Source organism: Colwellia sp. PAMC 21821 (assembly GCF_002077175.1).
Taxonomy (GTDB): domain Bacteria; phylum Pseudomonadota; class Gammaproteobacteria; order Enterobacterales; family Alteromonadaceae; genus Cognaticolwellia.
The window spans coordinates 1,956,093-1,978,249 of record NZ_CP014943.1 but is presented as its reverse complement, the minus strand read 5'-3'; the positions used below and the strand labels follow the sequence as shown (position 1 = coordinate 1,978,249).

The following is a 22,157-nucleotide window of genomic DNA, read 5'->3' as shown; positions in this document are numbered from 1 at the left end:
TCTAGCCTACTCACTCATTACTGATAGTTTGCCATGTTTCACGTGAAACATTTTATAGTTTTCTTTCTGTGGAACGAGTTGTTCCACTGCTGTTTTATCAATTGCGGTTACAATAACCTGACACTCAATTTCTGCTATTGCATTATTTAATAATGCTCTAGAGTGAATATCGAGTTCTGCACCAACATCATCAATTAATAAAATTGGTTTTACTAGGTTAACTCTTTCTATTAGTTTTGCTTGTGCAAAAGTTAACGCCAGTAAAAACAACTTCTGTTGGCCTCTTGATAATTGATTATCGATTGATGCCCCATTTAATAAAAAACGTACATCAAATTTTTGTGCTCCAAATAAGCTGTAGCCGTAGCTTAGTTCTTTATCTTTGTATTGCTGTAAAACATCAAACAAACTTTTCTTACTATTCCACCCTTGTAAGTATTGAATAACAATTTCATCAGATACTGAAGGTAACATTATTTTAAGCCAATAACTTAACTCATTAGTCAACTCTGCTACATAACCAGCACGAAGATCTGCAATTACTTGAGAGCTGTCAATAAAAACATCTGTCCAATAATTTAAAGTGCTTCCTGCTGTTTTACTTCTTAAGCACGCATTACGTTGTTTAAGTATTCGTGAAAATTCTTTCCAGTGATCTGAAAATGAATGTTTCACGTGAAACAATCCTAAATCTACAAACCTTCTTCTCTGCTTAGGCCCGCCGAAAAATATTTTAAAACTCTCGGGTGTAATAACTTGCACAGCTATATTTTTTGCTAATACAGAAAACTTGGTCTGCTTTTCACCATTAATTCTAATTTCAGTATTTGCTGCACTATGTCCATGGAAAATCTTACGAACCCCCATCTGACAATCTTTGTTTGTTTTTGCACTAACAGTAAAGCTGGTCTTATTATGTTGAAGCAAATTTTCTACTTTTGAGCTACGAAAAGATTTTCCGTGACCTAAGTAAAAAATGGCTTCTAGTAAACTACTTTTTCCACTGCCATTATCACCAATAATAAAATTTAAATCTGAATGCAATTCTACCGATACACTTTCTATATTACGTAAATCTTGAATGATTAATTTACCAATACTCATTCTTACAAGCGCATTGGCATTACTACATACAAAGCTTCTCCAGATTCTCCACCTTCAATAACGACACTACTGTTAGCATCGGCTAAGGTGAATTTTACATCTGTTTCTTTAATAGCATTTAGTACGTCTAATACATAGCTTACATTGAAACCAATTTCGACTTCCTCGTAAGGAAAATCAATTTCAATCACTTCTTCAGCTTGTTCTTGCTCAGGATTATTTGCCGTTATCTTTAGCTCTGTACTACCAAAATTAAGACGAACACCTTTAAATTTTTCGTTAGATAAAATAGAAGCGCGTGACAGTACTTGTCTAAGTACATCTTTATTGGCATTAAGAATTTTATCGCCATTACGTGGTAAAACTCGACGATAATCAGGAAAGCGGCCGTCAACAAGTTTGCTGGTGAATGAAAATTCACTATCAATAATTCGAATATGATTCGAGCCAAGAAAAACCTGTACCGGTTCGTCAACAGGATCTAATAAACGAATAATTTCGAGTATACCTTTACGTGGCACAATGACTTGTCGAGCAGGCAATTCAAGATCTGGATTTGAAATTTTACAAATAGCTAAACGATGTCCATCAGTAGCAACAGAACGTATTTCATGACCTTCTGTTTCTATCGACATACCATTTAAATAATAACGAACATCTTGGTTCGCCATCGAAAAATGCGTACTTTCTATTAAACGTAATAATTCAGACTTTAATAGTTTAAATTCTACATCGCCTTTCCATTCTTCAATATTGGGAAAGTCATCAGATGGTAAGGTCGAGAGTGAATATTTACTGCGACCCGTACTGATTTTTATAACATCATTATCAGTTTCAAAAGTTAGCATAGAGTCATCAGGTAAGCTTTTACAAATATCAAGTAACTTACGAGCAGGAATAGTGACTTTCCCGTCATCTGAATGATTGTCTACAGTCGCATAAGCCACCATCTCCAACTCTAAATCAGTAGCTGTCAACGTAAGTGATTGCCCACTTACGTCAAAGAGAATATTACCTAAAATGGGTAATGTACTTTTTCGTTCTACAGCACCTGAAACCAATAATAATGGTTTCAATAGTAATTCTCTGTTCAATGAAAATTTCATTTCTGACTCACTTTTAACTTACTTATTATTATGATGACAATGTTCTTGTTAAATTTGAATAATCTTCTTTAATATCGTGAGATTCTTCACGTAAAGATTTTACCTTACGACAAGCATGTAATACAGTCGTATGATCACGACCGCCAAAAGCATCACCAATTTCAGGTAAACTGTGGTTAGTTAACTCTTTAGATAATGCCATTGCAATTTGTCGAGGTCTAGCAACTGAGCGATTTCTTCGTTTAGAAAGTAAATCAGCAACCTTAATTTTATAATATTCTGCCACGGTACGTTGAATATTATCAATAGTGACTAGCTTGTCTTGTAAAGCTAGTAAATCTCGTAGCGCTTCTCTAACAAAATCAATAGTAATAGCCCTGCCAGTAAAATTAGCATTTGCTATCACTCTATTCAAGGCGCCTTCTAATTCACGCACGTTTGAGCGTAAACGTTTGGCAATAAAAAATGCCACTTCGTCAGCGAGATTGATATGACTTTCTTGTGCTTTACGCTTTAAGATCGCGACACGTGTTTCTAGCTCTGGTGGTTCAATGGCAATAGTTAAACCCCAACCGAATCGTGATTTTAAACGATCTTCAACGTCTACTTCTTTAGGGTAACGATCACTGGTTAAAATTATTTGCTGATTACCTTCAAGTAAAGCATTGAAAGTATGAAAGAATTCTTCTTGTGTACGGTCTTTTCCTGCGAAAAATTGAATATCATCAATGAGCAAGGCATCAACTGAACGATAATATTGTTTAAATTTTTCCATGGCATTATTTTGCAACGCTCGCACCATGTCTTGCACGAAACGTTCAGAATGCATGTAAGCAATTTTGGCATTAGGCTTATTAAGTAAAATTCCATTACCCACGGCGTGCAATAAATGCGTTTTACCTAAACCTGTACCACCATAAATAAATAATGGATTATATGCTGCACCAGGATTATCTGCTACTTGGGATGCCGCTGCGCGAGCCAATTGGTTAGATTTACCTTCAACGAAATTATCAAAGGTATACTTAACTCTGACATTGGTAGTTTTTGGCAAATTACTTTCTGGTACTGCGGTGTCTTTATTACTAGGGCGAATATTAGGTTGTAATTGACTAATACTATTTTGAATATTAGTCGTTTGTGCTGGAATACTACCAACATCAAAACGCAATAGTGGAGGATTTGCGCTGTCTTGCATCCCTACCAGCTCATTAATGCGATTTACATACTTATCTCTAACCCAGTCTAGGACAAATCTATTTGGCGCATATAACGTCATAATATTGTCTGTAATCACGCACTGTAGTGGACGAATCCACATACTGAATTGTTGTGCGGGTAATTCTTCTTGAAGAACAGACAAACATTTTTGCCAAAGTGTATGATCCAACAACCGACTCCTGATAAATAGTATCTTTAATTTATTTAATAACGTGAAAATAAGCACGATAAAAAAAAGAAGAGTAAATAAATTAATTTATATAATTACCCTATTATCACTATAGTTATCCACAACATCAATATTGACTTTTCAATAAATGGCTTTTATTTGAAATTATTTTTATAATACTCAATAAAACAAGGCTTCTTGCTTATTTTTAATAGCAAAATAATGCTAAAAATATTTCAATATACTATTTAATTATTACTTAAAATTAACAAGGTTATTAGATGGGAAAAAGTAAAATTGTTATAAAACTGTGGATATTTTTTAGATCAGGACGATCCGCAAACGATCTTTTGAAAATAGCTGATTAATAACCATTGACAAAGTATCGTTCTCTATATAGAATTTCGCCTCATTTTTAGACCCAGTGTGCTCATGAAGGCTGTTTTGCCAGGGCAACAACAACAGACGGATTAGCGTAATGAAAAGAACATTTCAACCTAGTGTATTAAAACGTAAGCGTAACCATGGCTTCCGTGCTCGTATGGCAACAAAAAACGGACGTGCAGTAATTTCACGTCGTCGTGCTAAAGGCCGTGCAAGCTTAAGTGCTTAATCTTTTAACTTGCAACTTAAGTTAAAGGAATAGTAACCGCTATGGTTACTTATGAATTTAATCGGGAGTCACGCCTGTTGACTCCCGGTCAATTTCAAGCTGTGTTTTCAAAACCTCTGCGTTTTGGTTCTAGCCACATCACAATTCTCGTCACTCCAAATTCTGATAATAATAACCGTCTTGGCCTTGCCATTGCTAAAAAACGGGTTAAATTAGCTGTACAACGAAATCGTATAAAACGACAAATTCGTGAGAGCTTCCGTTTAAATCAACATAACCTCCCCCATATAGATATAGTCGTTATGGTGAAATCTGGTACTGACAAGCTCGAAAACAAAGAAATTAATCAGCAATTGGAAAAAATATGGCGCAAAGTAATTCAACGCCACAAAAAATAGCTGTTACATTAGTAAAAGCTTACCAGCGCTGGCTTAGCCCATTGCTCGGACCCCATTGTAGATTTGATCCAACATGCTCTTTTTACGCTATAGAAGCAATTAATCGCTTTGGTGTGATAAAAGGTTGTTGGTTAGCAGGCAAACGTATACTAAAATGCCATCCACTCAATGCGGGAGGACATGATCCCGTGCCACTATCAAAAAAAGAGAAATAAGACATTATGGAATCCCAACGCAGTTTTCTTTTTATTGCGCTTATGGTTGTTACCTATTTGCTATTTACCCAATGGCAAACGGACAATGCTCCAGTTATTGAGCAACCAGCAGTAACTCAACAAACAATACCAAGCAATAATAACGGCGAATTTGTTCCTGAATCATCAGCTACAGCAACGTCTATCAGCAATGAAACAAAAGTAGTTAGTGCGACACTAATTACCGTAAAAAATGATGTTTTATCCCTCAAAATTGATACTAACGGTGGCGACATTGTCGAAGCTAAATTACTTAAGTTCGATACTGAACAAGGTAATGGTATCCCGTTTACTATCTTACGCAACGACCGTGACCGTTATGTGGCACAAAGTGGTTTAACCGGTGCACAAGGTTTAGACCGAATCATTCCAGGTCGACCTATTTATCAAACATCAGCTGTTTCATATCAAGCGAATGCTAATGAACCACTAGTGATTGATTTAAAGTATGTTGATAATGCAGGCTTGTCGGTAACTAAGCGTTTTACGCTTAACTACGACAGTTATGCCATTAATGTTGAATACTTAATTCAAAATAATGCTAACACACCGGCAAGTGTGCAAATGTATGCGCAACTTAAGCAAACAACCTTGATTGACACGGGTAGCGGCTTAATTCCGACTTACAAAGGTGCTGCTTACTCGACAACTGAAGACGTATACGAAAAATACGATTTTTCTGATATTGAAGAAGCAAACTTAAATGTAACAACTCAAGGTGGCTGGGTTGCTATGTTGCAACACTACTTTGTTTCATCTTGGGTACCTGAAAAATCAGCTGATAATCAATTATATACTAGCTACTCAAGTAACAGAGATGCAGTAATTGGTTTTAAAGCTCCGGCAATCACAATTGAGCCAAACAGCACAGCTACAACGTCTGCAATTTTTTATGTTGGTCCAAAAGATCAAGATGTACTGGAAAGCATCGAAGAAAACCTTGATCTGACTATTGATTACGGATTTTTGTTCATGATCAGCCAACCATTATTCTGGTTACTTATTAAAATTCAGTCAATTGTGACTAACTGGGGTGTAGCAATAATCATTATTACCCTTATCGTTAAAGGTGGTATGTATCCATTAACGAAAGCGCAATATACCTCAATGGCTAAAATGCGTGCCTTGCAACCTAAAATGACTCAACTAAAAGAACGTTTTGGTGATGATAAGCAGAAAATGTCACAAGCCATGATGGAGCTTTATCGTAAAGAAAAAGTAAATCCGGCGGGTGGTTGTTTACCGTTAATTGTTCAAATGCCAATATTCCTAGCGTTATATTGGGTATTTTTGGAAAGTGTTGAATTACGTCATGCGCCATTTATGTTGTGGATACAAGATCTATCAGCACAAGACCCATTCTACATTTTGCCAGTATTAATGGGCGTTAGTATGTTCATTATGCAAAAAATGCAGCCTATGACTGTGCAAGATCCAATGCAACAGAAAATAATGCAATATATGCCGGTAATGTTTACGGTATTCTTTTTCTGGTTCCCATCAGGACTAGTACTTTACTGGTTAGTCAGTAATATTATTTCAATTGTACAAATGAAGATAATATTCTCGGGCATCGAAAAGAAAAAAGAAAAAGAAAAGACTAAAGCGAAATAACATTATTTGTATCTCCAAAAAGGTAGCTTAGGCTGCCTTTTTTTATAAGCAAAATTCAATGGTTTAGTATCTTTATCAGCTGAGTACTACTGAAAAAATCAAACAAAAACTCAGTGCGCATTACATGCAAGTAATTAACGGTTTATAATATCGGCAATTAAAGAATTTAACGTTTACTGAGAATATGTCATGTCAGACCTAGCTTTTTCAACAAGCCATAAAGAAACCATCGCAGCACAAGCAACAGCTCCTGGCAGAGGCGGGGTTGGTATCATCAGAGTTTCTGGGCCTGAAGTTAAAAATGTCGCTGAAGCTATTTTAGGTAAAGTGCCTGAATTAAGAAAAGCTGAATACTTAACCTTTAAAGATCATAAGGGCCAAGCCTTAGACCAAGGTATCGCGCTCTACTTCAAAGGACCAAATTCATTTACCGGTGAAGATATTCTAGAACTACAAGGCCATGGCGGCCCAGTGATTTTAGATATGTTGCTAAAAGAGGTTCTAGCACTACCTAAAGTGCGTATGGCAGGCCCTGGGGAGTTTAGTGAGCAAGCTTTCCTTAATGATAAACTCGATTTAACCCAAGCAGAAGCCATTGCCGATTTAATCAACTCAAGTTCAGAACAAGCAGCACGTTGTGCTTTGCATTCACTACAAGGTGACTTCTCTAAACTCGTACATCAAATGGTAAACGACACCATACACCTGCGTATGTATGTTGAGGCCGCTATAGACTTTCCTGAAGAAGAAATCGATTTTCTTGCTGATGAAAAAGTCGTAAACGATTTAAAAGCGATCATAGCGCAAGTTGCAGAAGTAAAAAATAAAGCCCAGCAAGGCAGTATAATTCGTGAAGGTATGCGCGTGGTCATTGCGGGTCGCCCTAATGCAGGAAAATCGAGTTTGCTAAATGCACTTAGCGGTAAAGAAAGCGCAATAGTTACTGACATTGAAGGCACTACACGAGATGTGTTAACTGAACAAATTCATATTGATGGGATGCCATTACATATAATTGATACCGCGGGGTTAAGAGAAAGTACCGATAAAGTAGAGCAAATAGGTATTGAACGCGCTTGGCAAGAGATCAAACAAGCAGACCGTGTTTTATTAATGATTGACTCTACAAACGACGAAACAGACGATCCAAAAGCGGTTTGGCCAGAATTTTTTGAAAAACTACCCAGTAATATAGGGTTAACCGTTATTAGAAATAAAGCTGACATTAGCCAAGCTAAAACCGGCTTCAGTGAGTTAAATGCTATACCTACGGTAACCTTGTCAGCAAAAACAGGCGCAGGCATTACAGAGCTAACTGAGCACCTTAAACATATCATGGGTTATCAAGGTAGCACTGAAGGTGGTTTTATGGCGAGAAGACGTCATTTAGTTGCTCTTGAACAAGCTCATCAACACTTAGAAATAGGTTTAGAACAGCTTGAATCTTATGTGGCCGGTGAAATACTCGCAGAAGAGCTAAGATTTTGCCAACAAGAACTTAATAAAATTACCGGTGAATTCACCAATGATGACTTGTTAAGCGAAATATTTTCATCGTTTTGTATCGGTAAATAGCACTAATCGATGATTTTTACAGCGTTTAAATTTAGTAATAGGAACAATAAATGAGCTCATTTCAAGTAATTGTTGGCAGTATGTTAGGGGGTTCAGAATATGTTGCTGAAGCTTGTGAAGAAACATTAACAGCCCTTGGCCATCAAGTAGAACTACATTTTCAACCTGACTTTGCACAAATATTGAGCGAAAAACAAACTTGGCTAATTTGTACCTCGACTCATGGTGCTGGCGACTACCCCGACAATATTCAAGCTTTTGCTAGAGATCTTGAAAATAGTGATCAAGATCTATCCTCAGTGAGATTTCTAACGATCGGCATCGGTGATTCGAATTATGATACCTTTTGTTTTGCTGCAAAAAATATAAATAAATTATTATTATCAAAGGGTTGTACCGAGGTTTTACCGTTGATCACATTAGATATGAGCGAAGATATAGATCCAGAAGAGCGATCTCAAATGTGGTTAAATGAAAACAAAGATCATTTATAACGTACTTACCCATAAGTTATTCACAATAACTACCTATAAAAACGCCTACTGTGGATAACTATGGGTAAAACCTATTAATTTTCTATTATTATTCAGTGTATAGAATTCAACTTTAATTTCCTTGTGGATAAGTAGCTGTTTTGATCATAGGTTATAACGGAGTTGATCAAGGTTTGATCACAACAATAGACCACTAGTAAGTATATGTTTTATAATTGTAAAAGTGACTTATCAACAGAAAACAAGGATCCTAATAAGTAATAATAATAAGATCTTTAAATAGATCTTTATATATTATTTAAGGATCGTACTTAGATCTTTTCCTAAATTAGATCATTCCCCTGAGCTAAAAAAAACGGTAAAATATCGCTCTTAATTTTTAAATAGAAATAATCTAAGGTCATTAATTTATGTGGTATCAAGAGTCTTATGACGTAATTGTTGTTGGTGGTGGACATGCTGGAACAGAAGCGTCACTGGCAGCAGCACGCATGGGATGTAAAACTTTATTGTTGACCCACAACATTGATACGTTGGGACAAATGTCATGCAACCCTGCCATAGGTGGCATTGGTAAAGGACATTTGGTAAAAGAAATTGATGCGCTTGGTGGATTAATGGCGACAGCAGCCGATCACGCAGCGATCCAATTTAGAACATTGAATGCAAGCAAAGGTCCAGCAGTGCGAGCTACTCGTGTACAAGCGGATCGAAACTTGTATCGTAATTTTGTTCGTAACTATTTAGAAAACCAAGAAAATTTAACAATATTCCAACAGCCTTGTGATGATCTAATTTTAGAAAATAATAAGATCGTTGGTGTATCAACCCAAATGGGTTTGAAATTTAAAGCTAAAAGCGTTGTTTTAACCGTAGGTACTTTCCTAGCAGGCCAGATCCACATTGGCCTGAATAATTACCAAGGCGGTAGAGCGGGCGATCCAGCCAGTGTAAACCTTGCTGCTCGATTACGTGATATGCCGTTTCGAATAGATCGTTTAAAAACCGGGACACCACCACGCTTAGACGCTAGATCACTTGACTTCTCAGTGATGGCAGAACAGCCAGGTGATGATCCTCGTCCAGTATTTTCGTATATGGGTTCAGCTAACGATCATCCAGCACAAGTGTCATGTTTTATCACGCATACCAACGCAAAAACACATGAAATAATTAAAAGCGGTTTAGATCGATCGCCTATGTATACTGGTGTTATTGAAGGTATAGGGCCACGTTATTGTCCATCAATAGAAGATAAAATACATCGCTTTGCTGAAAAAGATAGTCATCAGATATTTGTTGAACCTGAAGGCTTAAATACCCATGAGATCTATCCTAACGGTATTTCTACAAGCTTGCCATTTGACGTTCAGATGGATCTTGTTAGATCGATCAAAGGTTTTGAAAATGCCCACATAACTCGCCCTGGTTATGCAATTGAATATGACTTCTTTGATCCTCGCGATTTAAAGCAGACACTTGAAAGTAAATTCGTTGAAAACCTATATTTTGCTGGACAAATCAATGGTACTACCGGTTATGAAGAAGCTGGAGCACAAGGGCTAGTAGCAGCTACCAATGCGGCTGCAAGAGTACAAGGCAAGGAAGAGCTGATATTAACCAGAGATCAAGCTTACATGGGCGTTCTTATTGATGATCTAGCAACATTAGGAACAAAAGAACCTTACCGCATGTTTACCTCTCGTGCAGAATATCGTTTATTACTTCGTGAAGATAATGCTGATATTCGCCTGACAGAGAAAGGTCGAGATCTTGGATTAGTTGATGATCAGCGCTGGCAACGATTTAACGAAAAAATGGAAAATGTTGAATTAGAACGTCAACGTTTACGTTCAACTTGGTTGCAGAAGGATCACCCTGCTGTAGAGCAAGTGAATAAATTATTGAAAACACCATTAAGCCGTGAGAATAGTTTAGAAGATCTTGTTCGCCGCCCAGAAGTTCGTTATGACGATTTAGTGTCAATTGAAGGACTAGGACCTAAACTTGCTGACAAGCAAGCAGCGGAACAAATTGAAATACAAATAAAATATGCGGGTTATATCGATAGACAACTGGATGAAATAGCTAAAAAGAAACGCCATGAGAATACTTTGATCCCAATTGATTTTGATTTTACCCAAATATCGGGCTTATCAAATGAGGTGGTTGCTAAGCTTTCTGATGCCCGTCCTGAAACTATCGGTAAAGCATCGCGTATTTCTGGTATTACTCCAGCAGCAATTTCGTTATTATTGGTTTATCTGAAAAAACATGGCTTATTACGCAAAATTGCTTAAAGAGTCAGCATAAATGAAAGATTTCACCTTATGACATTATCTGAACAGCTCGTTGCTCTGATCAAAGAAACCTCGCTAGAGGTTTCAACAGAGCAAATTTCATTACTTATCCAGTATGTTGAATTATTAAATAAATGGAATAAGGCATATAATCTAACCTCAATACGCGATCCTAAAGATATGATCATAAAACATATTATGGATAGCTTAATGGTTGGCCCGTTACTTAAAGGGCAATCATTTATTGATGTTGGAACAGGGCCAGGTTTACCTGGCATCCCACTGGCTATCTTGTATCCTGAGCGTAATTTTGTATTATTAGACAGTTTGGGTAAAAGAATTACCTTTTTAAGACAAGTTGTTTTTCAATTAAAACTCGAAAATGTTACACCGGTTAAATCTCGAGTTGAAGAATATCATCCTGAACAGCCATTTGATGGCGTACTAAGTCGCGCATTCTCATCGTTAATTGATATGGTCACTTGGTGTGAGCATTTAGTCAGTGTTGAACATGGTCGATTTTTAGCATTAAAAGGTATTTATCCAAGTGATGAAATATCAGCATTACCCAGTAATATATCGGTAACAAACAGTTATGTTATTGTCGTTCCTCAATTAGAAGGCAAACGCCATTTAATTGAATTAGTTAAATCATAAATAATAATAAGCTTTTGACCAGAGAAGTAATTGAGGATCTTGTGGGAAAAATAATCGCGGTTGCAAATCAAAAAGGTGGTGTCGGTAAAACGACAACTTCGGTCAATCTGGCTGCTTCTCTTGCGGCAACAAAACGTAAAGTTTTATTGATCGATCTTGACCCACAGGGTAATGCTACTATGGGTAGCGGTATTGATAAATATGAAGTCCCAGCAACATGTTATGAATTACTGATTGAAGAACGTCCGTTCGATGATGTGGTCTGTAGAAATACGGCTGGTGTTTATGATCTTATTGCCGCTAATAGTGATGTAACGGCTGCTGAAATTAAACTGATGGAAGTTTATTCTCGCGAACATCGCTTGAAGAATGCTTTATCAAAAGTTCGAAAAGACTACGACTATATAATTATAGACTGTCCACCCTCTTTAAACATGTTAACGGTTAATGCCATGACCGCTGCAGATTCTGTTCTAGTGCCAATGCAATGTGAATATTATGCACTAGAAGGGTTAACGGCATTAATGGATACTATTTCGCAGTTAACCACTGTCGTGAATAGTAAACTGCATATTGAAGGTATTTTACGTACGATGTACGATCCTCGTAATCGTTTAGCTAACGATGTTTCTGAGCAATTAAAGCGTCATTTTGGCGATAAAGTCTATCGTACGGTTATTCCACGTAATGTGCGTTTAGCAGAAGCACCAAGCTTTGGCGCGCCGGTAATGTATTACGATAAATCTTCTACGGGCGCTAAAGCGTATCTTGCCTTAGCCGGAGAAATTTTACGCCGTGCTGAACAAAAAAAACAACCTACACCGCAAGCAACTACTGAGTAGTAATAAGGAATATCATGAGTCAAACTAAACGTAGAGGTCTAGGTCGCGGTCTTGATGCCTTATTAACTAAACCATCAGATGATTCAGCAGATAATAATGATAAATCTGAATCGGCAAATAAAAATGCTGAATTACAGAACTTACCAATAGAACAATTACACCCAGGCAAATACCAACCTCGCAAAGATATGTCGGCAGAAGCCTTAGACGACTTAGCTAACTCGATAAAATCTCAAGGTATTATTCAACCTATTATTGTGCGTCCTGTGAGTGAACATAGTTACGAAATTATTGCCGGTGAGCGTCGTTGGCGTGCAGCTCAAATTGCTGAGCTTGATACCGTCCCTTGCATAATAAAACATGTACCTGATGAAGCAGCGGTTGCTATTGCTTTAATCGAAAATATACAGCGTGAAGACTTAAATGCCATGGAAGAAGCCATAGCACTAGAGCGTTTGTTAATTGAATTTGAGTTAACACACCAAGAAGTGGCTGACGCAGTAGGCAAGTCAAGAACCACAGTAACTAATTTACTGCGCTTAAATAATCTTAACAGTGAAGTTAAAACCTTACTTGAGCATGGCGATATTGAAATGGGTCATGCGCGTGCTTTATTAGCATTAGATAATGACCTTCAAACCAATACCGCTCGGATTGTTGTGGCGAAAGAATTAAACGTTCGTGAAACAGAAGCGTTGATTAAAAAAGTACAACAGCCGGCCAAAGAAATTGAAGAAAAACCGGTAGATCCGAATACTAAAGCGCTAGAGCAAAGTTTATCTGAAAAATTAGGCTCGCACGTTGCAATAAATCATAATAAAAAAGGTAAAGGTAAGTTAGTTATTTCATACAGTGATTTATCTGAACTTGACGGTATTGTTTCTCGTTTTAATTCTTTTTAGATAACTTGCCATAGCGTACTTTTAAAGATTAAATTTTGCTGACATTAAAATGACAAATTTTATTGCTGTTTTTATAACCACTAAATATATTCAATGCGAAAGTTTTTGTAATGCATCATACCTTAGTCGTAATTTATTCATTTAGTGGTATTAAATAGCAGATAATGACGACAATCATTGCCCTATTTTGTTGCATTCATCCTGTAATTAAGTATACTTGCGTCGGCTTTTTGAAGATGAATATTGTTCTTCAAAAAACTGTAAGCATTACGAAAAATGTCGTATGGAGTTTCTGGTGAGTTTATTTATTCACAATGAGTTAGCTAAACCAGGAAGAAAGTTTGCCTTTAAGCAAATATTGATTTCGATAATCATCGTTTTGGCCTGCAGTGTAGCAACATATTTTATTTGGGGATTATCTTTTGCACACTCAGTATTAGCGGGTGGAGCAATAAGTATAATCCCTAATTTTATCTTTGCTCATAAAGCATTTAAATATGCCGGAGCAAGATCGTCAGAAAAGGTCTTAGATTCTTTTTATAGTGGCGAAAAATTGAAAATAGTATTAACGGCCGTTTTGTTTGCGCTAGCCTTCAAATTTTTAGCGATAGAGCCAATAGCTTTTTTCAGCAGTTTTTGTTTAGTAGTGGCTTTGCCGTTATTAACACCATTTTTGTTTAAACTTTAATCATTGGGATAATTAATATGTCTTCAGGTGCGGAAATTACCAGCCAAGAATATATTAAACACCATTTAACCAATTTGTCTGTCGGTGAAGGTTTCATGACCGTTCACATAGATACACTTGGTTGGTCGGTGTTTTTAGGTTTGGTATTTATCATGTTGTTTCGTTCAGTTGCCAAAAAAGCAAGTACCGGTGTGCCCGGTAAGTTGCAATGTGCAGTTGAAATGGTCGTTGAGTTTGTAGATGACAGTGTTAAAAGTACCTTTCATGGTAAAAACCCTGTTATCGCGCCATTAGCATTAACCATTTTTGTTTGGGTACTGTTAATGAACGCAATGGATTGGGTACCGGTAGATTTAATACCGCGTATTTTTGAGTTGTTTGGTGTGCATTACATGAAAGCAGTACCTACAACTGATCCTAATATGACTTTTGCTTTAGCATTAGGTGTATTCGTTCTTATCCTTTACTACTCAATTAAAGTAAAAGGTATCGGTGGATTTATTAAAGAGTTAACGACTCAACCTTTTGGTCATTGGTCGCTTTACCCAGTTAACTTTATTTTAGAGATGGTTACTTTACTAGCTCGTCCGTTATCACTAGCACTTCGTTTGTTTGGTAACATGTACGCTGGTGAATTAATATTCTTGTTAATTGCGACAATTGGTGTGTTCCAGTTGCCAGTACACTTTTTATGGGCTGCTTTTCACTTGTTAATTATCCCATTACAAGCGTTTATCTTTATGATGCTAACGATTCTATATTTGAGTCTAGCGCACGAAGATCACTAATTTGTAGGAAACAAATTAGCACGAATTTATTCGGCCCCTCGGGGTTTAAGGCAGGATGCCTGAAAAATTAAATTTTTTGCCCTTGTTACTCACAAGGTAACAAGGGCATGAATAACAGTTTCAACCTTAGTTTTTTAACTTTATAACTTTACTTAAATAATCGGAGATAAATATGTTATATATCGCTGTTGCTTTATTAATCGGTCTAGGTGCTCTTGGTACTGCGATTGGTTTTGGTTTACTTGGTGGCAAATTCCTAGAGTCTGCTGCGCGTCAACCTGAATTAGCACCTCAACTTCAAGTTAAAATGTTCATCGTAGCGGGTCTTATCGATGCTATCGCAATGATCGGTGTTGCTATTGGCTTATACCTATTATTCGCAGTTGGTGTTCCAGCTTAATTTAAACGCGAATTTGAATAGGAGATACATAAATGAATCTTAATATGACCTTAGTTGGTGAATTAATCGCATTTATCGTATTCGTAATTTTTTGTATGAAGTATGTATGGCCACCAATTATTGGTGCCATCGAAGCTCGTCAAGCAATTATTGCTGATGGTCTTGCTGCTTCTGACCGTGCCGCTAAAGATCTTGAGCTTGCTCAAGAGAAAGCTTCAGCACAATTAAAAGACGCTAAAGCGCAAGCAGCTGGCATTGTAGAAGCTGCTAAAAAGCGTGAAGCTCAAATAATTGAAGAAGCTGCAGTTAAAGCACAAGCTGAGAAAGAAAAAATCTTAGCTTCTGGTCATGCAGAAATTGATACTGAACGTAACCAAGCAAAAGAAGAACTGCGCCAACAAGTGGCTATTCTTGCGATTGCTGGTGCCGAGAAAATTCTTGAGCGTTCAATTGATGCCGCTGTACATAGCGACATTTTAGATAAACTTGTAGCTGAACTTTAGAGGGAAATGAGCTTATGTCTGAATTGACAACCATCGCTCGTCCCTACGCTAAAGCGGCGTTTGATTTTGCTATCGAAGCAAATGCAATAGAAAGCTGGTTAGAAATGCTAGTTTTTGCTGCAGAAGTTGCTAACGATGCCACCATTAAAGAATATCTTTCTGGTGGCGCGTCGGTAGAACAAGCACAAGACATATTTTTGAAAGTCTGTGATGTTCAACTCGATAGCAATGGCCAAAACTTAATTAAAGTAATGGCTGAAAATCAACGTTTATTGGTGCTACCACAGGTTGTTGCTCAGTTCCTCGAATTAAAAGCGGAACATGAGAAAACATTGTCTGTGGATGTAACTTCAGCTGTTAAATTAACAGCTGAACAAGAAACTACATTATGCGCTGCGCTTGAAAAGCGTTTGGCTCGAAAAGTAAAACTTAATTGTAAGATTGATGCAAACGTAGTCTCTGGCTTAGTAATAAAAGCTGGTGACATGGTAATAGATGGTTCATTACGAGGTAAATTGAGCCGCTTAGCAACAATAATGCAATCCTAACGGGGAACAGAGTATGCAACTGAATTCCACTGAAATCGCTGAACTGATCAAGAGTCGTATTGAACAGTTTGACGTAGTTAGTGAAGCTCGAAATGAAGGTACTATCGTTTCTGTAACAGATGGTATCATTCGTATTCATGGCCTTGCAGATGTAATGCAAGGTGAGATGATTGAACTTCCTGGCAATCGCTTTGCTATCGCGTTAAACCTTGACCGTGATTCGGTCGGTGCGGTAGTTATGGGTCCTTATGCGGATCTAGCTGAAGGCGTTAAAGTAAAATGTACTGGTCGTATTTTAGAAGTACCAGTAGGACGTGGCTTATTAGGCCGCGTTGTTAATACACTTGGTGAACCTATTGACGGTAAAGGACCTATCGAAAACGATGGTTTTGCTCCAGTTGAAATGATGGCGCCAGGCGTAATCGATCGTAAGTCTGTTGATGAGCCTGTTCAAACAGGTATTAAATCAATCGATGCAATGATTCCAATCGGCCGTGGTCAACGTGAACTTATCATTGGTGACCGTCAAATTGGTAAATCTGCTATCGCATTAGATGCAATCATCAATCAGAAAAACACCGGTATTAAGTGTGTATACGTAGCTATTGGTCAAAAGGCCTCTACCGTTGCTAACTTAGTACGCTCTTTAGAAGAGCACGGCGCGTTAGATAATACTATCGTTGTTGTTGCTGGTGCTTCTGAAGCAGCTGCACTACAGTACTTGTCAGCATATTCTGGCTGTACTATGGGTGAATACTTCCGAGATCGTGGTGAAGATGCATTAATCGTATATGATGATTTGTCTAAGCAAGCAGTTGCTTACCGTCAAATTTCATTACTTTTACGTCGTCCGCCAGGTCGTGAAGCTTACCCAGGTGACGTTTTCTATCTTCACAGTCGTTTACTTGAACGTGCTGCTCGTGTAAACGAAGCATACGTTGAACGTTTCACGAAAGGCGCAGTTAAAGGCAAAACAGGTTCTTTAACAGCATTACCTATCATTGAAACGCAAGCGGGTGATGTATCTGCATTCGTACCAACTAACGTAATCTCAATTACCGATGGTCAGATTTTCTTAGAATCTAACCTATTTAACTCAGGTATTCGTCCTGCTGTTAATGCTGGTATTTCTGTATCACGTGTTGGTGGTGCTGCTCAAACTAAAATCATCAAGAAATTAGGTGGTGGTATTCGTTTAGCATTAGCACAATATGCCGAATTGGCAGCGTTTGCTCAATTTGCCTCAGATTTAGATGACGCTACACGTGCTCAATTAGAGCATGGTCAACGTGTTACTGAATTAATGAAGCAAAAGCAATACAGCCCATTGTCAGTTGCTGAAACAGCTGTATCATTATTTGCCGCAGAAAAAGGCTTCTTAAATGATATCGCAATCAACAAAGTCGTTGATTTTGAAGATGCATTGCGTTCATACGTAAACAATGAACACGCTGAGTTGATGGCTACAATCAATGAAAAAGGCGACTATAACAAAGATATCGAGTCTGGTTTAGCGAAAGCGATTGAAGCTTTCAAAGCTACTCAAACTTGGTAATTTAGTTAACCTTTTCGGAGAATAGTCATGGCCGGTGGTAAAGAGATAAAATCGAAGATCGGAAGTGTAAAAAATACACAGAAGATCACCAGCGCAATGGAAATGGTTGCAGCTAGCAAAATGCGTAAAGCGCAAGATAGCATGGCTGCCTCACGTCCATACGCTGAAAATATGCGAAATGTGATCGGTCACATCGCGCTTGGTAATCTAGAATATCGTCATCCATATATGGAAGAACGTGAAGCCAAGCGTGTAGGTTATATCGTAGTCTCAACAGACCGTGGTTTGTGTGGTGGTTTAAACATTAACTTGTTTAAACAAGTACTTGCTGATGCTGGTAAACAACAATCAGCAGGCGCTGAAGTTGAATTTGCTGTAGTGGGTTCTAAAGCTACTTCATTTTTCAACAATATGGGCGCTAAAGTCGTTTCACAAATTTCGGGATTAGGTGACAACCCTTCACTTACTGACTTAGTTGGTAGTGTAAAGGTGATGTTAAATGCCTATGACAATGGTGAGATAGATAGATTGTTCATCGTGTATAACAAATTTGTTAATACGATGACGCAAAAACCGACAATCGATCAACTTTTACCTTTGCCTAAGTCAGATGATGACGCTATTAAGCATCGCTGGGATTACATATACGAACCAGATGCTCAAGCAATACTTGAACATTTATTGGTTCGTTATACTGAATCTCAAGTATATCAAGGTGTGGTTGAAAACCTCGCATGTGAACAAGCCGCTCGTATGGTTGCAATGAAATCTGCAACTGATAACGCGGGTGACTTAATTGATGATTTACAATTGGTATACAACAAAGCGCGTCAAGCAAGTATTACTCAAGAATTGGGTGAGATTTGTGCTGGTGCAGCAGCGGTATAAGCAAAGGTTCTTTGTTTATTTTTTAGTAAATAAGAGCACAAGATTAGAGGATTAAACATGAGTACAGGTAAAGTCGTCCAAATCATTGGCGCAGTTGTGGATGTAGAATTCCCACAAGATGCTGTACCTCAGGTATATGACGCGTTAAACATAACTGAAGGTGACCTTTCAGGCTTAGTACTAGAAGTACAACAGCAATTAGGTGGTGGTGTAGTTCGTGCTATCGCTATGGGTTCATCAGACGGTTTGCGTCGTGGTCTGAACGTAGAAAACACAGGTAATAACATCCAAGTACCAGTAGGTACATGTACTTTGGGTCGCATTATGAACGTATTGGGTGAGCCTATCGATGAAGCTGGCCCAATCGGCGAAGAAGAAAAGTGGTCAATTCACCGTGCAGCGCCAGCTTATGCTGACCAAGCGATGTCTAATGAACTACTTGAAACTGGTATCAAAGTAATCGATTTAGTATGTCCATTCGCTAAGGGTGGTAAAGTTGGTTTATTCGGTGGTGCTGGTGTTGGTAAAACCGTTAACATGATGGAACTTATTCGTAACATCGCGATCGAGCATAGCGGCTACTCAGTTTTTGCTGGTGTAGGTGAGCGTACTCGTGAAGGTAACGATTTCTACCATGAAATGAACGATTCAAACGTACTTGATAAAGTATCGCTTGTTTACGGCCAAATGAACGAGCCTCCAGGAAACCGTTTACGCGTTGCGTTTACTGGTTTGACTATGGCTGAAAAATTCCGTGACGAAGGTCGTGACGTATTATTTTTCGTAGATAACATCTACCGTTATACACTTGCTGGTACTGAAGTATCTGCATTGTTAGGTCGTATGCCATCAGCTGTTGGTTACCAACCAACACTTGCTGAAGAAATGGGTGTACTTCAAGAGCGTATTACCTCAACGAAGAAAGGTTCAATCACTTCAATCCAAGCGGTATACGTACCAGCAGATGATTTGACCGATCCATCTCCAGCTACAACCTTTGCTCACTTAGATGCAACTGTTGTATTGAGTCGTGATATTGCTTCGCAAGGTATTTACCCTGCTATTGACCCATTAGATTCTACTTCTCGTCAACTTGATCCATTAGTGGTCGGTATCGAGCATTATGAAACTGCCCGTGGTGTTCAATCAACATTACAACGTTACAAAGAACTTAAAGATATCATCGCCATACTAGGTATGGATGAGTTATCTGAAGAAGATAAATTAGCAGTGAATCGCGCACGTAAGATTCAACGTTTCTTATCTCAACCGTTCTTCGTTGCTGAAGTATTCACCGGTTCTCCTGGTAAGTATGTATCACTTAAAGACACTATCAGTGGCTTTAAAGGATTACTTGCAGGCGAGTACGATGATTTACCTGAGCAAGCTTTCTACATGGTTGGTTCTATTGAAGAAGCAGCTGAAAAAGCTAAAAACATGTAATGAAGGCTGGTGGCTTGTTACTGAATAAGTAATGTAGTCACCAATTAGGAGGTCAAAATGGCAATACCAACTGTTAATCTAAATGTTGTAAGTGCAGAAGAGGAATTATTCTCTGGTAGCATTTCTTCATTACAGATCACAGGTAGTGAAGGTGAGTTAGGCATTATGCCTGGTCATGCACCTTTACTGACCTCACTAAAACCTGGTATGGCAAGAATCGTTAAGGAAGATGGAGTAGAAGAAATTATCTATCTTTCTGGCGGTATGCTCGAAGTTCAACCTAATAACGTTACCGTACTAGCAGATGTTGCAATACGTGTTGCCGATTTAGATGAACAACAAGCACTAGAAGCAAAAGAGCGAGCAGAGAAGCACTTAAATGATCATGGCGGCGACGTCGATTATGCTGAAGCTGCTACTGAATTAGCTCGCGCTGTCGCACAATTACGTGTCATACAAGCTTCAAGCAGATAACTAGCTAACACTAAGTTTTAGTGATCAAATAAGCGACTTTTACTTCGGTAAATAGTCGCTTTTTTATTGTCTGAATATTGTCAATGTATGATATTTATCTGAAGGTTAATTGTTACCAATAAACGTAAAATTCTGAGATAAGAATATACCTAATAAAGTTATTAGGTATATCTCCTGTTGATTAGTTCCTGCTAAAAAGTAAGCTCAGTACTGTACCTAAAACCTCAATGATGTTATTTTTAATAGTTTGTAATAAGTCTGCCCTAAATATCTTAATAAACTACGCCATAGCTACTACTAATCGTGCGTAATGCCAGTCATGTTACATGAAAGGTACAACTTTGCGACCAAATGCACTTTAATGCGCCAAAATGACTAGGTATATTATAAGAGAGTGGCTAAACTGAATAAAACAGTCACTCTTAAGAGAAACAATGATTCGCAATAAATTATTGTGGAAGAATAGTCCGCAGCAATATGGCTTATTAAGTAAATTATTACACTGGCTTTCGGCATTAACGGTGATTGTATTATTTGCTTCAGGTTATTGGATGGTAGATCTAGATTACAGCAGCCAATGGTATCAAGTAGTACCGCATTGGCATGAAAGTGTTGGTATATTATTAATAGCTTTTACGCTTTTTAGACTCTTTTGGCGTCGTTTGGCAGGCTCTCCTTCGGGCATATTAACGCATACTGCTATTGAGAAAAAAGCGTCGGCTTCAATGATATTTGTATTGTACGTCACACTATTCACTGTTTTGCTTTCAGGTTTTTTAATCACCAGTGCCAATGAAAAAGCCATTGCTGTTTTTGACTGGTTTAACGTGTCACCCATTGTATTAGCAATTAAAAATCAAGAAGACATTTCAGGGCTAGTACATTATTACGGTGCATACGCCATGATAATTTTTGCTTTGTTACATGCATTGGCAGCCTTAAAACACCATTTTATTGACAAAGATAACACGCTTAAACGTATGACTAAAATATAGTATTTAGGTAAACAATTAATTAAAGGAATAGATATGAAAAAAATATTACTCGCTAGCGCTCTATTAACTTCTGCAGTATTTATGCCTGCTTCAGCAGCTGATTATGTCATTGACACAGAAGGGGCACATGCCTCAATTAATTTTGAAGCAAGCCATTTAGGCTTTAGTGTACTTGCTGGTCGATTTAACGACTTTTCAGGTAACTTTTCTTATGACAAAGAAAATATATCAGCGTCTAAAGTAAACGTAACGATTGATACTTCAAGTTTTGATTCAAATCATGCTAAACGTGATAAGCATGTACGTTCAGATGACTTTTTAGATGTTAGTAAATTTGCTGAAGCAACATTCGTTAGCAACAAAGTTGAAGATAAAGGTAACGGTAAACTTGCCATTACAGGTACTTTTACCATGCATGGCGTTTCTAAACCTTTAGTTATTGACGCTGTTACAATAGGTGAAGGTAAAGATCCATGGGGCGGTTACCGTGCTGGCTTTAGCGGCACATCAACTATTACTATGGGTGAGTTTGGCTTTAAAAAAGATTTTGGCAAAGTAGATTTGATATTACATATTGAAGGCATTCGCCAATAAAAAACCATCAATATTTAAAAAAGGGCTTTATG

24 protein-coding genes are annotated in these 22,157 nt (G+C 37.8%); 21 read left to right on the top strand and 3 right to left on the bottom strand.

Going from position 1 to position 22,157, the window contains the following annotated elements:
- Positions 1–6 precede the first annotated feature (6 nt).
- The 3 genes from recF to dnaA are packed head-to-tail and all read right to left on the bottom strand — an operon-like array spanning position 7 to position 3,600.
- Positions 7–1,104 carry a DNA replication/repair protein RecF gene (recF, locus tag A3Q33_RS08340; RefSeq protein ID WP_081179551.1) on the bottom strand — a complete coding sequence of 366 codons (1,098 nt, stop codon included), beginning with the start codon at positions 1,102–1,104 and terminating at the stop codon, positions 7–9.
- 2 nt (positions 1,105–1,106) lie between these two features.
- Positions 1,107–2,210, bottom strand: a complete 1,104-nt coding sequence (gene dnaN, locus A3Q33_RS08335; RefSeq protein ID WP_081179550.1) for a DNA polymerase III subunit beta — start codon at positions 2,208–2,210, stop codon at positions 1,107–1,109.
- Positions 2,211–2,238: 28 nt separating this feature from the next.
- A complete protein-coding gene (dnaA, locus tag A3Q33_RS08330; RefSeq protein ID WP_081179549.1) occupies positions 2,239–3,600 on the bottom strand; it encodes a chromosomal replication initiator protein DnaA in 1,362 nt (453 codons plus the stop codon).
- A 478-nt stretch (positions 3,601–4,078) separates the two neighbouring features.
- Here dnaA and rpmH point away from each other — a divergent pair, with 478 nt between their 5' ends.
- From rpmH to A3Q33_RS08225, 21 genes are all read left to right on the top strand, one after another.
- Positions 4,079–4,213, top strand: coding sequence for a 50S ribosomal protein L34 (gene rpmH, locus A3Q33_RS08325; protein WP_081150635.1), 135 nt, complete (start codon positions 4,079–4,081; stop codon positions 4,211–4,213).
- Between the two features lie 41 nt (positions 4,214–4,254).
- Positions 4,255–4,611, top strand: coding sequence for a ribonuclease P protein component (rnpA, locus tag A3Q33_RS08320; RefSeq protein ID WP_081179548.1), 357 nt, complete (start codon positions 4,255–4,257; stop codon positions 4,609–4,611).
- Complete coding sequence (gene yidD, locus A3Q33_RS08315) at positions 4,578–4,826, top strand: membrane protein insertion efficiency factor YidD (protein ID WP_081179547.1); 249 nt, start codon at positions 4,578–4,580, stop codon at positions 4,824–4,826. Before rnpA ends, yidD begins: the two co-directional genes overlap by 34 nt.
- 6 nt (positions 4,827–4,832) lie before the next feature.
- Positions 4,833–6,479 carry a membrane protein insertase YidC gene (gene yidC, locus A3Q33_RS08310; RefSeq protein ID WP_081179546.1) on the top strand — a complete coding sequence of 549 codons (1,647 nt, stop codon included), beginning with the start codon at positions 4,833–4,835 and terminating at the stop codon, positions 6,477–6,479.
- Between the two features lie 189 nt (positions 6,480–6,668).
- Positions 6,669–8,054, top strand: coding sequence for a tRNA uridine-5-carboxymethylaminomethyl(34) synthesis GTPase MnmE (gene mnmE / locus A3Q33_RS08305; RefSeq protein WP_081179545.1), 1,386 nt, complete (start codon positions 6,669–6,671; stop codon positions 8,052–8,054).
- Positions 8,055–8,104: 50 nt separating this feature from the next.
- Positions 8,105–8,548 (top strand): FMN-binding protein MioC, encoded by a 444-nt coding sequence (mioC, locus tag A3Q33_RS08300; protein WP_081179544.1) that lies wholly within the window; start codon positions 8,105–8,107, stop codon positions 8,546–8,548.
- Between the two features lie 410 nt (positions 8,549–8,958).
- Positions 8,959–10,848 (top strand): tRNA uridine-5-carboxymethylaminomethyl(34) synthesis enzyme MnmG, encoded by a 1,890-nt coding sequence (gene mnmG / locus A3Q33_RS08295; RefSeq protein ID WP_081179543.1) that lies wholly within the window; start codon positions 8,959–8,961, stop codon positions 10,846–10,848.
- Between the two features lie 30 nt (positions 10,849–10,878).
- Entirely contained in the window at positions 10,879–11,505 is a 627-nt protein-coding gene (gene rsmG / locus A3Q33_RS08290) for a 16S rRNA (guanine(527)-N(7))-methyltransferase RsmG (RefSeq protein ID WP_081179542.1), read from the top strand.
- Positions 11,506–11,546: 41 nt separating this feature from the next.
- Complete coding sequence (locus A3Q33_RS08285; protein ID WP_081150651.1) at positions 11,547–12,347, top strand: ParA family protein; 801 nt, start codon at positions 11,547–11,549, stop codon at positions 12,345–12,347.
- Positions 12,348–12,361: 14 nt separating this feature from the next.
- A complete protein-coding gene (locus tag A3Q33_RS08280) occupies positions 12,362–13,249 on the top strand; it encodes a ParB/RepB/Spo0J family partition protein (protein ID WP_081179541.1) in 888 nt (295 codons plus the stop codon).
- A gap of 295 nt (positions 13,250–13,544) precedes the next feature.
- A complete protein-coding gene (locus A3Q33_RS08275) occupies positions 13,545–13,937 on the top strand; it encodes an ATP synthase subunit I (RefSeq protein WP_231295809.1) in 393 nt (130 codons plus the stop codon).
- Positions 13,938–13,954: 17 nt separating this feature from the next.
- Positions 13,955–14,725: a F0F1 ATP synthase subunit A gene (gene atpB / locus A3Q33_RS08270; RefSeq protein WP_081179540.1), complete on the top strand. Its 771-nt coding sequence runs from the start codon at positions 13,955–13,957 to the stop codon at positions 14,723–14,725.
- Positions 14,726–14,897: 172 nt separating this feature from the next.
- The gene (gene atpE, locus A3Q33_RS08265) at positions 14,898–15,125 is read left to right on the top strand and encodes a F0F1 ATP synthase subunit C (RefSeq protein ID WP_077284459.1); all 228 of its coding nucleotides are present in this window, start codon (positions 14,898–14,900) and stop codon (positions 15,123–15,125) included.
- Positions 15,126–15,157: 32 nt separating this feature from the next.
- Positions 15,158–15,628 (top strand): F0F1 ATP synthase subunit B, encoded by a 471-nt coding sequence (gene atpF, locus A3Q33_RS08260; RefSeq protein ID WP_081179539.1) that lies wholly within the window; start codon positions 15,158–15,160, stop codon positions 15,626–15,628.
- A gap of 14 nt (positions 15,629–15,642) precedes the next feature.
- Positions 15,643–16,176 carry a F0F1 ATP synthase subunit delta gene (gene atpH / locus A3Q33_RS08255; RefSeq protein WP_081179538.1) on the top strand — a complete coding sequence of 178 codons (534 nt, stop codon included), beginning with the start codon at positions 15,643–15,645 and terminating at the stop codon, positions 16,174–16,176.
- A gap of 13 nt (positions 16,177–16,189) precedes the next feature.
- Positions 16,190–17,731: a F0F1 ATP synthase subunit alpha gene (atpA, locus tag A3Q33_RS08250; protein ID WP_081150659.1), complete on the top strand. Its 1,542-nt coding sequence runs from the start codon at positions 16,190–16,192 to the stop codon at positions 17,729–17,731.
- A gap of 27 nt (positions 17,732–17,758) precedes the next feature.
- Complete coding sequence (atpG, locus tag A3Q33_RS08245; RefSeq protein WP_081179537.1) at positions 17,759–18,619, top strand: F0F1 ATP synthase subunit gamma; 861 nt, start codon at positions 17,759–17,761, stop codon at positions 18,617–18,619.
- A 57-nt stretch (positions 18,620–18,676) separates the two neighbouring features.
- Positions 18,677–20,062 (top strand): F0F1 ATP synthase subunit beta, encoded by a 1,386-nt coding sequence (gene atpD, locus A3Q33_RS08240; protein WP_081179536.1) that lies wholly within the window; start codon positions 18,677–18,679, stop codon positions 20,060–20,062.
- A 57-nt stretch (positions 20,063–20,119) separates the two neighbouring features.
- Positions 20,120–20,536, top strand: coding sequence for a F0F1 ATP synthase subunit epsilon (locus A3Q33_RS08235; protein ID WP_081179535.1), 417 nt, complete (start codon positions 20,120–20,122; stop codon positions 20,534–20,536).
- Between the two features lie 434 nt (positions 20,537–20,970).
- The gene (locus tag A3Q33_RS08230) at positions 20,971–21,531 is read left to right on the top strand and encodes a cytochrome b (RefSeq protein ID WP_081179534.1); all 561 of its coding nucleotides are present in this window, start codon (positions 20,971–20,973) and stop codon (positions 21,529–21,531) included.
- A 33-nt stretch (positions 21,532–21,564) separates the two neighbouring features.
- Complete coding sequence (locus tag A3Q33_RS08225; RefSeq protein ID WP_081179533.1) at positions 21,565–22,125, top strand: YceI family protein; 561 nt, start codon at positions 21,565–21,567, stop codon at positions 22,123–22,125.
- Positions 22,126–22,157: the final 32 nt, after the last annotated feature.

Coding starts and splice junctions, on each gene's coding strand:
- rpmH (WP_081150635.1), top strand. CDS start 4,079: ATGAAAAGAACATTTCAACCTAGTGTATTAAAACGTAAGCGTAACCAT.
- mnmE (WP_081179545.1), top strand. CDS start 6,669: ATGTCAGACCTAGCTTTTTCAACAAGCCATAAAGAAACCATCGCAGCA.
- atpG (WP_081179537.1), top strand. CDS start 17,759: ATGGCCGGTGGTAAAGAGATAAAATCGAAGATCGGAAGTGTAAAAAAT.
- rnpA (WP_081179548.1), top strand. CDS start 4,255: ATGGTTACTTATGAATTTAATCGGGAGTCACGCCTGTTGACTCCCGGT.
- A3Q33_RS08235 (WP_081179535.1), top strand. CDS start 20,120: ATGGCAATACCAACTGTTAATCTAAATGTTGTAAGTGCAGAAGAGGAA.
- atpA (WP_081150659.1), top strand. CDS start 16,190: ATGCAACTGAATTCCACTGAAATCGCTGAACTGATCAAGAGTCGTATT.
- recF (WP_081179551.1), bottom strand. CDS start 1,104: ATGAGTATTGGTAAATTAATCATTCAAGATTTACGTAATATAGAAAGT.
- A3Q33_RS08225 (WP_081179533.1), top strand. CDS start 21,565: ATGAAAAAAATATTACTCGCTAGCGCTCTATTAACTTCTGCAGTATTT.
- A3Q33_RS08280 (WP_081179541.1), top strand. CDS start 12,362: ATGAGTCAAACTAAACGTAGAGGTCTAGGTCGCGGTCTTGATGCCTTA.
- atpH (WP_081179538.1), top strand. CDS start 15,643: ATGTCTGAATTGACAACCATCGCTCGTCCCTACGCTAAAGCGGCGTTT.
- atpB (WP_081179540.1), top strand. CDS start 13,955: ATGTCTTCAGGTGCGGAAATTACCAGCCAAGAATATATTAAACACCAT.
- mioC (WP_081179544.1), top strand. CDS start 8,105: ATGAGCTCATTTCAAGTAATTGTTGGCAGTATGTTAGGGGGTTCAGAA.
- atpF (WP_081179539.1), top strand. CDS start 15,158: ATGAATCTTAATATGACCTTAGTTGGTGAATTAATCGCATTTATCGTA.
- atpD (WP_081179536.1), top strand. CDS start 18,677: ATGAGTACAGGTAAAGTCGTCCAAATCATTGGCGCAGTTGTGGATGTA.
- yidC (WP_081179546.1), top strand. CDS start 4,833: ATGGAATCCCAACGCAGTTTTCTTTTTATTGCGCTTATGGTTGTTACC.
- dnaN (WP_081179550.1), bottom strand. CDS start 2,210: ATGAAATTTTCATTGAACAGAGAATTACTATTGAAACCATTATTATTG.
- rsmG (WP_081179542.1), top strand. CDS start 10,879: ATGACATTATCTGAACAGCTCGTTGCTCTGATCAAAGAAACCTCGCTA.
- A3Q33_RS08230 (WP_081179534.1), top strand. CDS start 20,971: ATGATTCGCAATAAATTATTGTGGAAGAATAGTCCGCAGCAATATGGC.
- yidD (WP_081179547.1), top strand. CDS start 4,578: ATGGCGCAAAGTAATTCAACGCCACAAAAAATAGCTGTTACATTAGTA.
- mnmG (WP_081179543.1), top strand. CDS start 8,959: ATGTGGTATCAAGAGTCTTATGACGTAATTGTTGTTGGTGGTGGACAT.
- atpE (WP_077284459.1), top strand. CDS start 14,898: ATGTTATATATCGCTGTTGCTTTATTAATCGGTCTAGGTGCTCTTGGT.